This is a genomic window from Moorena sp. SIO3A2 (assembly GCF_010672265.1).
GTDB lineage: Bacteria > Cyanobacteriota > Cyanobacteriia > Cyanobacteriales > Coleofasciculaceae > Moorena > Moorena producens.
On sequence record NZ_JAAHHC010000027.1, the window covers coordinates 43493 to 56148 of the forward strand.

Consider the following 12656-nt stretch of genomic DNA (forward strand, 5'->3'; position numbering starts at 1 on the left):
AACACACAGTTATGGGCTGATAGGAAAGACGATCAGGATCTGTTTTTGTTCACCAATCCATTACGATTACTATATGGATTATCCCACAATCTGATCAACAAACCCCCTCAACTTGTATGAATGCGATCGCTTCAACCCTCGAACCAATTGTCGGAAATTCCAATATCTACACCTGGGGAAACCTAGACCCAAGCTGGCAAGAGCGCATCAAACCAGCCATTGCTCCCGACACCCTTCCCGATAGTATCGTTTACCCTAGCACATCCGAGCAACTAGCCCAAGTCATCGCTCTAGCTCATTCGCAACATTATCATCTCCTCCCCTGTGGTAACGGCAGTAAATTAGGCTGGGGAGGTATCGGTAAAGACGTTGATGTGGTAGTAAGTACCAAGCACCTCAACCAAATCATTGACCACGCCGTAGGAGACTTGACAGTTACCGTAGAAGCTGGAGTTAAATTAGCTGACTTACAAGCTATTTTAGCAAAAACCGGTCAATTTCTAGGATTAGATCCAGCTTATCCTCAAGAAGCGACCATTGGAGGTATTATTGCTACCGCAGACAGCGGCTCCCTAAGTCAACGCTATGGAGGGGTTCGGGATATGTTGCTCGGGATTTCCTTTGTCCGCAGTGATGGACAAATCGCTAAAGCCGGGGGTCGAGTGGTAAAGAATGTCGCTGGATATGATTTGATGAAGCTATTTACTGGCTCCTATGGCACCCTCGGAATTATCACTCAGGCAACCTTTCGGCTATATCCATTACCAGAAGCAGCAGAAACTATTGTGTTGACAGGTGAAATGGATGGAATTGCCTCAGCTATAAAAACAGTATTAGCCTCAGCCTTGACTCCCACAGCACTAGATTTATTATCCCCTAAGTTAGTCACAGAATTAGGGATTGGTCAGGATATGGGATTAATGGTAAGGTTCCAAAGTGTAGCAGACAGTGTTAAAGAGCAATGTGCTCGAATACAGTCAGTTGCGGAACAGTTAGGGTTACGGAATAGTTTTTATAGTAACGGGGATGACACGAGTCTATGGGAATCATTGGCAAACTCAATCGGGAAATCGCGACAATCCTCAACAATTGTCTGCAAAATAGGAGTATTACCAACTGCTGCTGCTAAAACATTCAACACCCTAGAAAGCTTGGGAGGATTGGGAGTAATTCATGTTAGAAGTGGATTGGGTAAAGTGTGGTTTGATTCCGAAGCAGTTAGTTCGGAAATGATTAAAACTATGCGCAGTTATTGTGAATCTGAACAAGGATTTTTAACAGTATTAGAAGCTCCTATAACCTTGAAGCAAGAGTTAGATATTTGGGGATATCAAGGCAATGGGTTAGACGTAATGCGTGGTATTAAACAAAAATTTGACCCAGAAAATGTTTTAAGTCCTGGTCGATTTGTTGGAGGAATTTGATTTATGGGTTTTAGGGAGTCGGGAGTCGGAACCCACCCCTAACCCCTCCCAGGAGGGGAACGGGAGTCGGGAGTCGGGAGTCGGGAGTCGGGAGTCGGGAGTCGGGAGTCGGGAGTCGGGAGTCGGGAGTCGGGAGTCGGGAGTCGGGAGTCGGGGTAAAAAACTTGAAAGTATCATATAACTATCATAAACGCTATATCAATCATCAATTACCAATTAGCCTTTAACCAATTACCATTCAACCTTAAAGCTTCAACCTTCAACCTTCCAACCTTCAACCTTCAACATTCCAACCTTCAACCTTCAACCTTCCAACCTTCAACATTCCAACCTTCAACCTTCAACCTTCAACCTTCAACCTTCCAACCTTTAAACAATGACCAATATCCAAGAACTAACAACGAATAAGCAAAAGGGTTTTGATGCTCAAAAACCGCCCAAGCAAGAATTGATTGATGCCTGCGTTCATTGTGGCTTTTGTCTTTCCACCTGTCCAAGTTACCGGGTGCTTGGGAAAGAGATGGATTCCCCTCGGGGTCGGATCTATTTAATGAATGCAATTAGTCAAGGGGAAGCCCCCTTGGCCGAAGGGAGCACACAACATTTCGATTCTTGTTTGGGATGTTTAGCTTGTGTGACAACTTGTCCGTCTGGGGTTGAGTACGATAAGCTAATCTCTGCCACTCGTCATCAAGTTCAGCGAAATCAGCCTCGTAGTTTTCCAGATTTGCTGTTTAGACAGCTAATCTTTAGCTTGTTTCCCTATCCGGGGCGATTGCGTTCATTATTGTTTCCTTTGTATCTGTACCAGACCTTGGGCGTGCAGAAACTAGTGCGCTCTACGAATTGGCTCAAACTGCTATCTCCTCGCTTAGCAGCCATGGAGTCAATGCTACCAAAGGTTACTCTAGATTCCTTTCGGGATAATTTACCCGATGTCATTCCCCCTGTGGGCAAGAAGCGTTACCGGGTAGGAGTAATACTTGGCTGTGTGCAACGGTTGTTTTTCTCCTCAGTGAATCAAGCAACGGTGCGGGTGTTAACCGCCAATGGCTGTGAAGTGGTGATTCCCAAAACTCAGGGCTGTTGTGCCGCTTTGCCAGAACACCAAGGACAAACAGAGCAAGCTCAAGCCTTAGCACGACAGATGATTGATAGCTTTGAGGGCACAGAAGTTGATGCCATCATTATTAATGCTGCTGGCTGTGGTCATACCTTGAAGGAGTATGGTCACATCCTGGAAGATGACCCCGAGTATGCTCAAAAAGCTCAAGAATTTGCAGGTAAGGTCAGGGATGCCCAGGAGTTTATAGCTAGTGTAGGACTAACTGCAACCCTTTCACCGCTTAGGGATGAGCCATTAACTATTGTCTATCAGGATGCTTGTCACCTATTACATGGACAGAAAATTAGTGTACAACCGAGACAGTTATTGCGGCAAATTCCAGGAGTGACCTTAAAGGAACCGATGGATGCCGCCTTGTGTTGCGGTAGTGCTGGAGTTTACAACATGCTGCAACCGGAAGTAGCCGATGAGCTGGGACAGCAGAAGGTTAATAATTTATTAAATACTGGCGCAGAGTTGATTGCTTCCCCAAATCCAGGGTGTTCGTTACAGATCAAGAAGCATTTGCGGCTGCAAGGAAAAGACATTACCTTAATGCATCCGATAGAGTTATTGGATTATTCGATTCGAGGATTAGGAATTAGGCTTTAGGCACACAAGAACAACCGTCAACAACTAACTAACTAACACAAGACTTAAGTATCCAACCAATCACCAACCCCAATCCCCCAAACCGCACCCCATGCCAAAACGGTTCCTGTAGACTGTGCCAAGAAAACAACTGACTCTCTAAATTCAGCTCCAGGACTTCCAGTTGTTCCTGAATTTGCCTTAACTCAGCCTTTAGGGCTTGTCGATTACTATTAGTATTATTAGTTTTAGTATTATTACGTTTAGTCTTGCGCAAGTCTTTCCTAACTTGCTCTCGACGCTCCTGGAGTTGAGCTTGCTGTCGCTGATCCCGCTGCACCTGAGTATAACGTGTCTTGAGAGTATTAAGCGATCGCTCTATTTCTGCCAATTCCTCTTCAAACTCATTCACATCTTGTTGATCCTGTCTATTTTTTCGTGAATCACGGTAAGATGAATGAAACGATTCTGGAGGCATATAACAATCTTAAATCCTAGGTTAAAATAGTTGGGAGTTGGTAAGCACTGACACACTCCCCCACTCAGCACTCAAAAAACAATGCCTGAATCCATCCAATTCACCAAAACTGATGCTAAGATGGAACCTAGCACTCTGGAATTGGCTCAAGCCTTAGCAGAACGTTTGGCGATCAGACCCAATGATTGGCATCGCCTCAAGTCTAATCGCTCCGCCCGAGCCAGTGAGCAGGCTGCTGCTGCTTTGGTATTTCTGCTCAATGATCATCCAGAAGAAGCCCTTGAACGATTGCGCCAAGCCTCTGGATGGCTAGACCGCTCTATTTCAGCTCCCCCTTGTCCAACTCATGGGAAACGCCACCCTTAGGGAAATAGGGGCTTAGGAAAATAGAGGGCGCTTAGAGGGATGCTTCACTTGTTTACAAAGCCTAATTTCTGTTCCCTGGTTGTTCCACAGGACTTTATCGAAAATTTGGTGAAGCAGGCTCATGCCTCTACCGCTTTCTGATTCATCGCAGGGTAGGCTAACCTCGGGACTCTCTTGGTCATCACCATGGGTAAAACCAGACCCTTCATCTGAAATTACCCACCAATATTCACCATTGACTACTGAAAATTGAACCTCTACGGTCTTACTTGGGTCTAAATTATTACCGTGCTTTGCTGCATTCACTAACGCTTCTTGTAATCCCAGCCGGAGTTCCGGTTGCCATTTATTGGGAATTTGTTCAAGAAGCAAATCGAGGATCGGGCAAAGGTAAAGGGTAGAAGCAAAGCTAACCGTTTCCCAACCGCACTCAGCCGGACTCAAAGATGTGGCAATCACTCAAGAAACCCCTAGCTTTTTTTTGGTGGACTTGATATAATAGGAGGCTAGATGCCTGATTTTGATCGGGTTAACGCTAAACACGGCTGAATCGTGCTTAGCAACCACCTGACTAGGAACTCTCGATTTCTTGAGGTTGGCTTCTATATTCAGACATGAAGATTCCTGCTGGCATAGCTAAACTACAACCTCTCTATGGTTAATTATTCTGTTAATTAGTTCAATAGGTAGTTCAATAGGTTTTTCACTAATGTCGCTGCTTTACCTATCAGCTCAATGGAAAAAATGCCTAAACAGCGCTATAATAGCCATTTAGCGTTACTCATCTTCCCTAACCTTAGTGTATTTCTGATTCCCTACGTCTATAGTATCAGAAAATTTTCGCTCAGACCAGACCCTTCTGGGTAGTTTCCTCATGAAATACCAGTGAAATAGGTAAATAATTGATGTAGATAATTGAGACTATACATAAAGACTATACATAAAGAAACTATTTAGATGCCCGTGCCACCGTTGGGTAAGCTACCAATTCCCCATCACCAATTGCCCATCACCAATCAGGGATGATGCTTGGGTGTTCCACAATTGGGCAACGCCAATATCAGTGCTCGAGAAAAGCAGCACATTCAACATGAGAGGTTTGAGGAAAGAAGTCAGCAGGTTGGATGTGGGTTAACTGGTAGTCACCGTTGAGGCAAAGGAGTTTGAGGTCTCGTGCTAAGGTAGCTGGGTTACAGCTAATATAAACGATCCGTTTTGGTGCCACTTGCCTGAGGATGTCAATAACTGCTGGAGAACATCCCTTACGGGGTGGGTCAAGTAAGATAATATCTGGCGCTATAGTCAACTGGGGGAGTAACTGGTCCACTGATCCCGCCTGAAATTTCACATTAGTGATCCCATTGATCAAGGCATTTTGCTCAGCTTGCTCTACTGATGCGGCTTGCACTTCAATACCGATAGCTTGGCTTACCTGTTGGGCAAGGGGTAGAGTAAACGTGCCAATGCCACAGTAAGCATCAACTACACATTCATGCCCCTTCAGGGCTAGCTGTTTAATGATTAGGTTTAACAAAACCTCAGCCGCTTCAGTATTAACTTGGAAAAACGTATCTGGTCGCAGCCGCAACTCAAGACCAGCAAAGTTTTCCCTCAAGTATGGCTGACCTGCAACACAATAGGTTTGGGAACCAAAAATGACATTACTGCGGTGGGGGTTATGATTCACACAAACACCAACCAGTTGGGGATAACGATTTAGCCAAGTTTGCCCTTGGATATCCAAGTCTTTTAAATTCAGATCCGTTGTGACCAAGGTCAGCAACATCTCGCCAGTCTGTTGTCCAATCTGTAACGAAAGGTGACGCAATCGTCCTTGGTGGCGGCTTTCGTTGTATATCGACCACCCCAATTGCTGAATATCCTGCTTAATTTCCCCTAGCAGGGGATTCAAGCGCTGGTCTTGCACGGGGCATTGATTAAGATTAATGAGCTGGTGGCTACCTTTTTGGTAGTAACCCGCTTGAACTGAACCCGTTGCTGAGCGTTTAAGGGGATAGGTCGCTTTGTTGCGATAGCCCAAGGGAGAATCTGTGGTTAAGATTGGGGCTACGGTGGGTTCGCTAAATCCACCAATGCGTTTGAGGGCTTGAATCACCTGATTTTGCTTCGCCAACTGCTGATAGTCCCAGCTCACATGCTGCCATTGACAACCACCACACTTATCCGCCACGATACATCGGGAACGAACACGATTAGGGGATTCCACTAACAGTTGGTGTAACTTACCAGTAGCATAGTTAGGTTTGACCCGCATCAGGCGCACCAAAGCTCTATCGCCTGTGACAGTATCCGGAACAAAAACGACCCGATTTCCTAGGCGTCCAACGCCATCACCACTATCACTGAGGTCTGTAATCATTACCTCAATCAGTTGACCTTGTTGCCAACACTCAGGGCTGGGCTGATTAGTTATCATCATTGGCATTATATAGCAAAGGGAACAGCGGATCTGGGAGTAGGGAGTAGGGAGTAGGGAGATCGAATGCAGTAGCTCATGGTGGAAACCACCTCAGGTCGGCGCACCCGTCGCTACCTGTAGGTGGCTTTATTAAGGTACCCTAGTACTTATAGCGTTTTTGCGTAAATCCTGATAGTTTTGTTTTCATGCCAGCTACAGATGGCAAGAGGGGGCAAAGGATGCTTCAAGGGAATGTAAAGGATGGGGTAAGAGGGGAAAGAGACTATCGATGCCAGCAAGCAAGCATGGGTTTTGCTCTATTTGTTGATCTTATGCCCAATGCCTTCCGTTGTGTCACCCAAAGTCGGTAAACTACTAATTAACAGTTCTGGCAACAAGTCCCGAGGTAAAATCTGTAATTTAGCTTGGGATGAATTGCCTGAGTAACTCAATAAAAAACTCCATAAACTAATAACATGAGTGTAGTTAGTCAAGTCATTCTCAAAGCCGACGACGAGCTGAGATACCTCAGCTCTGGTGAACTCAAAAGTATCAATGATTTTTTGCAAAGCGGTGAGCAGCGATTGCGCATTGCTGCCACCCTGTCGGAAAATGAAAAAAAGATTGTACAAAAAGCCAGTAGTCAGCTGTGGCAGAAACGCCCTGACTTCATAGCACCAGGAGGCAATGCCTATGGTCAGCGTGAACGAAATCAGTGTTTACGGGACTATGGATGGTACTTGCGCTTGGTCACCTATGGTGTGCTTGCTGGTGATCAGAAACCTATTGAAGACATTGGTATAATCGGGGCAAGAGAAATGTATAATGCCCTAGGTGTGCCAATGGCAGGGATGTCAGAAGCGATAAATTGCTTAAAAGAGGCATCTTTGGGAATCCTCACCGACGAGGAGGCTGAGCTGACAGGTCCCTACTTCGATTACATTATTCAAGCAATGTCTCCTAAGTCCTAAGGTAAGCTATCAGCTATCAGCTATCAGCTATCAGCTATCAGCTATCAGCTATCAGCTTATGGGCATAGGGCAAGCTACAGTGAACAGCTTTTGAATAAAACAGGTAAGCATTGGTTTAATCTCTGTTACCTCAGCTGACAGCTGACGGCTGGCGGCTGACAGCTGACCTCCTAAGTCATTTGTGATTAGTCATTAGTCATTGGTCATTTAATAATAGGATATGGTTACTTGTTAATGGTTAATTAACAAGTAACCATTAACAATTAGCCATTAACAATTAATAAAAGACTAATGATTAATGACCTCAAATCCCACGCACTTTAGTCGTGGGATTCTTTAAATTAAATGTGGTTAATCAAAAAACTGCCCTGGTTTTCATTATCAATTCTTCTGTTAAGCCATAGTATTTTTGGCTGGATGATATCTGTTGACTTTCAGGAATTGATTACGGTAGAACACACTACATCAGCATCACATCCTTCCTTATTTCATATATCGGTATGGCTCTGGCTGATCGGAGCAGTTTATATCGTGTTGATGGCTTTAGCGATAACTGCTCCAGTGTATCAGATTAGAAAATTGTACGGGACTTGGATGAAATCTGATACCAAAGCTTTTGTCTCCGTAATTTTCAGCTCTTTCCTAGCCGTTATCATCCTGCGCTGGATTCATTATTCTAGCCGTATTCTGGTGCTGATTGCTGCTGCTGCCTTAACCAGATTAGATCTTCAAACAGAAGGATACGGTGAATGGCAGGCTTTTTGGATCATCTGTGGGGTTTCTCTAACAGGTTTTAGTCTAGGGTTATTACTAAATCAGTTACTAATAGCAATTTTATAGCCATGTTGATAGGAATGAGTGTCGTTTTTTTGGTAATGGGTAATGGGTAATGGATAATTGGTAATGGGTAATGGCGATCTCAGAGTCGTCAACCTTGGCCAATAGGCCACGCTACGCGAACAATCCTCAACCTACCCTACACCGAAGGCCAAAGGCGAACAACCTTCTAACCTTCTAACCTTCTAACCTTGGCCAAAAGGCCACGCTACGCGAACAACCTTCTAACCTTCTAACCTTCAACCTTGGCCAAAAGGCCACGCTACGCGAACAACCTTCTAACCTTCTAACCTTCTAACCTTAAACCTTCTAACCTTCAACCTTCTAACCTTAAACCTTCTAATCTTCAACCTTCTAACCTTCAACCTTCTAACCTTAAACCTTCTAACCTTCAACCACAAACACTATTAATCTGTCTGGGGCAGTTGAATTTTAACTGCTCCTTCTGGTGTGATGATAACTTTACCACCTAGGGCTTCAATTCTACTGATGGCGATTTTGCTAGTGCGAGGGTCAGGAGAGTTATTTAAAACCATTGACCAAGCACTCACTTGAGCTATCTTACTAGTAGGATTGCGCTTTATAAATTCAGCAGTGTTGCGGGAAATTTCAGCAATGTTTTGACTTTGCTCATCAGGGTATTGACTTGCCCAATCTGCTGATTTTTCAAAGGATTTTTGGGCGGCTTTAGGGTCACCCAAAAATAATAATTCATCAATTCCTTTGTAACGCCACACATAATAAGATTTAGGAGGAACTTTAGGGGATAGTGACTGGAGTCCTTTTTCCATTAAGGCGACCGATTTTTCTGGCATTCCTGCATATAAGGAACTACTGCTAGATAGAAAAAAATACGCTGTTAAAAATTTGGGGTCTCGGTTTATAATAACGTCAAAGTACTCTGGGCTAAGCTGATAGCTAGTAATTCGGCGAGCGTCTTGATCACCAAAGTATTGAAGGAAATTCAGAAATACCCAGTCAGCTAATACATTATCGAAGCCAAATGTAGGTAGTCTCTGAAGCAGATTGAGATACACTTGTTTTGCTTCTACGTCTCGCTGGAGGTCTGCGGGTGAGATGTTTTTGGAGCTTTGTTTAAGGGCATTGAGTTGGGGTTGCTGTAGCTTGCCAACTGCTAAGATACAACCTAGGATAATTATGATTGCTCCTAGGGATTGGGTTAGTCTTTGAGGAAATTGCCAAGGCATCTGTCTAAGATGAAGTATGAAGTAATATCAAGTATGAAGACAAGCATTCAGCTATCAGCTATCAGCTATCAGGCTTTGGCCTTGACCAAGGACTTTTATGAAAACTTTCAATTCTCATTAATCTATCAATTATCAATATTAAATTCTCCCCTTTGCCCATTGCGCATTGGCGCACGCTACGGGAAGAGCCTACGCTACGCCGGGTTTATTTTAAGCTGACAGCTGACAGCTGAGGGCTGAATGCTTACCTATGAAGGCGCTATGTATCAAGTACCGAGGAGACCATCAAAACATTCCCACCATAGTCTCAATTAACTCTGAGGGTAACTCCTTGAGAAACTGAGAACGGTTAGCCGGTTCCCGATTCCCATAAAAGCGTCGCTCATGAGCATGGGATAAAAACAGTTGTTCCTGAGCGCGAGTAATCCCTACATAACACAGACGCCGTTCTTCTTCCAACGCTACAGGATCTCTGAGACTACGACTGTGAGGAAACAGTCCTTGCTCTAGGCCGACTAGAAAGACAATGGGAAATTCTAGCCCTTTAGCAGAGTGAAGGGTCATTAAAGAAACTGCTTTTTTCCCCTCTTCCAGGTTATCCATGTCAGAGGCTAGAGTTGCATTAGCAAGAAACCCTTCTAAGCTCGTTTCTTCGTTTTCTTCTTGAAATTGCTGGACTGCATTAAACAATTCCACAATATTTTCCAATCGATTCTCAGCTTCTTCAGTGCCTTTGTTTCTTAAATCGCCAATATAACCAGACTCTTCCATAATCCCTTTGAGAATCTCTAATGCCGATCGCTCTTCCAATTGCTCCTGCCATTGAGAAATAAGCTGAGCAAATTTCTTTACCGCTTTAGCTGACCGTCCAGCAAATGTATGAACTGAGGTCTCATCACTGATAATTTCCCACAGGGGAACTCCTAATTCTTGGGCAGCTGCGACCAGATTGTTAATGGTAGTTTGTCCAATTCCTCGTCGAGGAGTATTGATAATGCGCAATAGACTAACAGTATCGGATGGGTTTGCGATCGCTCTTAGGTAAGCCAGAGCATCTTTAATTTCTTTACGGTCATAGAACTTGAACCCACCAACTACAGTATAGAGAATATCGGCTCTGATCAAGACATCTTCAAAGGCACGGGATTGAGCATTAGTACGATAAAGAATAGCAAAACTGCCTCCATCCAGTTCTGGATTTTGTCGTTTTAGCTGGATAATTTTACTGACTACAAACTGAGCTTCTTCCAATTCGTCATCAGCGCTATAACAATAGATTTTTTCCCCGATACCCCGTGTTGCTCGCAAAATTTTCTCAATCCGCTGGGTATTATTTTCGATCAGGTGGTTAGCAGCTTGAAGAATATTTTCCCTAGAGCGATAGTTTTCTTCTAGCTTGACCATAGTGCGAGTATCTTGATCGGCTAAACCGTCACCAAAGTCTTGCTGAAAACCCAGAAGGATGGTGAAGTCTGCCATTCGGAAACTGTAGATAGAGTTATGAGTAAGCAATCCATCGCTAAAGTAGACATGGTGCTTCTCTACCTCTAGGCTATACACCAAGCCACTGTATTCCTGACGCTGAATCCTAATTGGTTTCCAAGCCACTGTTTTGCCACCCTGATAGACGGCTATATCCATCAGTTCTGGTAATAAATTAATCGCTGCTAGCTCGATAGTACTTTTACCCCGTCCGCCTTGATAGGCAATATCAGGGCTGTAAATCGGGTAGTTTGGGTCGAGTCCAAAGTCTTGAAGACAGGAAATCCCCCGTTCTGGTAACACATCACCCAGGGCATTAAATAACTGCTCCAGCATCTGACGGGTGTACTCAGTGGCACCATTAATTGGTTCAAACGGGGCAGTGGGAATACCATAGCGAGCGGCAATATAAGAAACTTTGAAGGAAGCTTCTGTCCGATTGTCGGTTGTCACCAGAATCCAAGCGGCATCTGCTTTGTCAACCCTGGCTCGATAGCCTAACTGAAATCCACCATCGCTTTTAAATAGCTTGCACCATCCGACTCGGTACCACTGACCTCGGCGGATTAGGTAGACAACATGAGTCTTGTCCTTAGCTTGCTGATTCCACCGGATTGGCCATCGATGGTTTGGTGTGGAGCGAGTAGTTTGGCTATCAACCGTTACCTCAATCAGATGGCCACTAAAAGGACGACTGGCTTTGTTGAAACGATAACCTTCGACTCTGCCAACTACTGCGGAAGAATGAGGGTTATAGCTGACTAACCGATGTTGATTTGGATCTAGTGCTTCGATTGGGACATATCCTTCAGTAGTGAGTACTTGAGTACCTGGTGGCTGACACTGGTCTGCATCCCCTACTACAAAAACTGAGCGATTCTGCCAATCCCACTGACTCTTTCGAGTTTCGCCATTGGTACTCAACAAGCGAATCAGTTCATACTGAATCCGATTGGTATCTTGATACTCATCCACTAAAATGTGATAAAATTGCTGATGCCAGTAGCTTAAGACCGACTCATTCTGTTGGAATAGCCTCATTGGCACTAAGATGAGGTCATCAAAGTCCAAAGCATTGTTAGCAGCTAACTGCTCTTGGTAGTGGCTATAGACATCAGCAATCACTCGTCCCCGGAAATTGGACTGTTGTAGCTCAAATTCCTGGGGAGAAAAACCGCGATTTTTGGCATTGCTGATGGCATAGCGCACAGAACGGGGGTTAAATTTGTGGTCATCAAGATTTAAGGTTTGAGTGACAATGGTTTTAACCAGGGTCTGGGCATCGGATTCGTCAAAGATGGAAAAGTTACGATTCCACTTCCGTCCCTGCTCATCTTGATATTTATTGATATCGAACCGGAGAATCCTAGCAAACAGACTGTGGAAGGTGCCAATCCACAACGGTTTGGTGATAGTTTTGTAAACACGCGATCGCAACTGGGTTTGTTGGTCTTCTGGCAGAAGCTCCAACCGTTGACCATACTTCTGTTGCGCCAGCTGCTGAGCAAATATTTGCTCAATCCGCCCTTTCATTTCCCGTGCGGCTTTGTTAGTGAACGTCACCGCCAAGATATTTTCTGGTGAGACCTTGTGTTTGAGAATCAGATTAGCAATGCGATAGGTCAAGGCTCGGGTTTTGCCAGACCCGGCACCAGCAACAACTAACAACGGACCACAGAAATGTTCAACGGCTTGAAGTTGGGAAGGGTTGAGGTGGCTCAGGAAATCAGGGGTTGTACTCATAGGGGCGGATAAAATGCGATCGCAGATCTATC

13 protein-coding genes are annotated in these 12656 nt (G+C 44.6%); 7 read left to right on the forward strand and 6 right to left on the reverse strand.

Annotated features, from left to right (window positions below; all coding sequences use genetic code 11):
- Nucleotides 1-116 precede the first annotated feature (116 nt).
- Nucleotides 117-1424, forward strand: a complete 1308-nt coding sequence (locus tag F6K64_RS25140) for an FAD-binding oxidoreductase (protein WP_008187999.1) — start codon at nucleotides 117-119, stop codon at nucleotides 1422-1424.
- On the opposite strand, the gene F6K64_RS25145 is transcribed toward F6K64_RS25140, so the two are convergent.
- Nucleotides 1392-1601 carry a hypothetical protein gene (locus tag F6K64_RS25145; protein ID WP_131827186.1) on the reverse strand — a complete coding sequence of 70 codons (210 nt, stop codon included), beginning with the start codon at nucleotides 1599-1601 and terminating at the stop codon, nucleotides 1392-1394. The two genes, F6K64_RS25140 and F6K64_RS25145, sit on opposite strands and share 33 nt — an antisense overlap.
- 199 nt (nucleotides 1602-1800) lie before the next feature.
- On the opposite strand from F6K64_RS25145, the gene F6K64_RS25150 reads away from it, so the two are divergent.
- Nucleotides 1801-3141, forward strand: a complete 1341-nt coding sequence (locus tag F6K64_RS25150; protein ID WP_008188000.1) for a (Fe-S)-binding protein — start codon at nucleotides 1801-1803, stop codon at nucleotides 3139-3141.
- A 28-nt stretch (nucleotides 3142-3169) separates the two neighbouring features.
- Here the strand turns inward: F6K64_RS25150 and F6K64_RS25155 are convergent, their stop codons facing one another.
- Nucleotides 3170-3598 (reverse strand): sll0565 family protein, encoded by a 429-nt coding sequence (locus tag F6K64_RS25155; protein WP_008188001.1) that lies wholly within the window; start codon nucleotides 3596-3598, stop codon nucleotides 3170-3172.
- Nucleotides 3599-3679: 81 nt separating this feature from the next.
- Between F6K64_RS25155 and F6K64_RS25160 the strand changes: the two genes are divergently transcribed.
- A complete protein-coding gene (locus F6K64_RS25160) occupies nucleotides 3680-3964 on the forward strand; it encodes a DUF6439 family protein (RefSeq protein ID WP_008188002.1) in 285 nt (94 codons plus the stop codon).
- 12 nt (nucleotides 3965-3976) lie between these two features.
- Here F6K64_RS25160 and F6K64_RS25165 read toward each other — a convergent pair whose 3' ends face one another.
- Both F6K64_RS25165 and rlmD read right to left on the reverse strand, forming a co-directional pair.
- Nucleotides 3977-4423, reverse strand: coding sequence for an ATP-binding protein (locus F6K64_RS25165; protein WP_008188003.1), 447 nt, complete (start codon nucleotides 4421-4423; stop codon nucleotides 3977-3979).
- Nucleotides 4424-5024: 601 nt separating this feature from the next.
- Nucleotides 5025-6410 carry a 23S rRNA (uracil(1939)-C(5))-methyltransferase RlmD gene (gene rlmD / locus F6K64_RS25170; protein ID WP_008188004.1) on the reverse strand — a complete coding sequence of 462 codons (1386 nt, stop codon included), beginning with the start codon at nucleotides 6408-6410 and terminating at the stop codon, nucleotides 5025-5027.
- A gap of 179 nt (nucleotides 6411-6589) precedes the next feature.
- Between rlmD and F6K64_RS25175 the strand changes: the two genes are divergently transcribed.
- The 3 genes from F6K64_RS25175 (at nucleotide 6590) to F6K64_RS25185 (ending at nucleotide 8194) form a co-directional block, all read left to right on the forward strand.
- Entirely contained in the window at nucleotides 6590-6754 is a 165-nt protein-coding gene (locus tag F6K64_RS25175; RefSeq protein ID WP_008188005.1) for a hypothetical protein, read from the forward strand.
- A 105-nt stretch (nucleotides 6755-6859) separates the two neighbouring features.
- Entirely contained in the window at nucleotides 6860-7354 is a 495-nt protein-coding gene (locus F6K64_RS25180; protein WP_008188006.1) for an allophycocyanin subunit alpha-B, read from the forward strand.
- A gap of 417 nt (nucleotides 7355-7771) precedes the next feature.
- On the forward strand, nucleotides 7772-8194 hold the full coding sequence (locus F6K64_RS25185) for a hypothetical protein (RefSeq protein ID WP_229414677.1): 423 nt from the start codon (nucleotides 7772-7774) through the stop codon (nucleotides 8192-8194).
- 404 nt (nucleotides 8195-8598) lie between these two features.
- Here the strand turns inward: F6K64_RS25185 and F6K64_RS25190 are convergent, their stop codons facing one another.
- The gene (locus F6K64_RS25190; RefSeq protein ID WP_008188008.1) at nucleotides 8599-9399 is read right to left on the reverse strand and encodes a hypothetical protein; all 801 of its coding nucleotides are present in this window, start codon (nucleotides 9397-9399) and stop codon (nucleotides 8599-8601) included.
- Nucleotides 9400-9432: 33 nt separating this feature from the next.
- Here F6K64_RS25190 and F6K64_RS25195 point away from each other — a divergent pair, with 33 nt between their 5' ends.
- Complete coding sequence (locus F6K64_RS25195; protein WP_287257419.1) at nucleotides 9433-9618, forward strand: hypothetical protein; 186 nt, start codon at nucleotides 9433-9435, stop codon at nucleotides 9616-9618.
- 66 nt (nucleotides 9619-9684) lie between these two features.
- On the opposite strand, the gene F6K64_RS25200 is transcribed toward F6K64_RS25195, so the two are convergent.
- Nucleotides 9685-12624 (reverse strand): 3'-5' exonuclease, encoded by a 2940-nt coding sequence (locus tag F6K64_RS25200; protein WP_008188009.1) that lies wholly within the window; start codon nucleotides 12622-12624, stop codon nucleotides 9685-9687.
- Nucleotides 12625-12656 lie beyond the last annotated feature (32 nt).